We start from the raw sequence: 516 nt of genomic DNA on the forward strand, positions 1-516 counted from the left end.
CCTGTACAAGCTGGCGAACTTGTCGGCGCGCAAACGCCGCAAGGTCAAGCGCCCTATGAGCGAGCTTCAGCCCTTGAAAAGCAGCCGCCATGTCAATGGCACCTGGAGTGCGGACTTCGTGATGGACGCATTGGTCAACGGCCGGTGCCTCAAGTGCCTGACGGTGGTAGATGACTTCAGCCGAGAGTGCGTGGACATCGGCGGTGGACCACGGCATTGGTGGCGAGTAGGTCGTGCGCTTGCTTGAGCGGGCAGCACAGTTCCGCGGCTACCCGATCGCCATCCTCACCGACCAAGGGCCGGAGTTCACCAGTCGGGCCTTCATTGCGTGGGCGGCAGCTCGCGGTGTACGGCATCTGCTCAACGATGCGTGCTGCCCGACCCAGAACGCCTACATCGAGAGCTTCAACGGCAAGTTCAGGGACGAGTGCCTGAACGAGCAGTGGTTCGAGTCACTGACACAGGCCAGGCAGGAAATCTTGCGCTGGCAGCGCGATTACAACGAGGTACGCCACA

The 516-nt window shown here is 61.6% G+C and carries 1 pseudogene; it reads left to right on the forward strand.

What is annotated here, in order from left to right:
• Positions 1 to 516, forward strand: a pseudogene (locus HFL01S_RS25865) (DDE-type integrase/transposase/recombinase); the annotation flags it as partial.

The sequence above is a fragment of the Hydrogenophaga flava NBRC 102514 genome (assembly GCF_001571145.1).
Lineage (GTDB): Bacteria > Pseudomonadota > Gammaproteobacteria > Burkholderiales > Burkholderiaceae_C > Hydrogenophaga > Hydrogenophaga flava.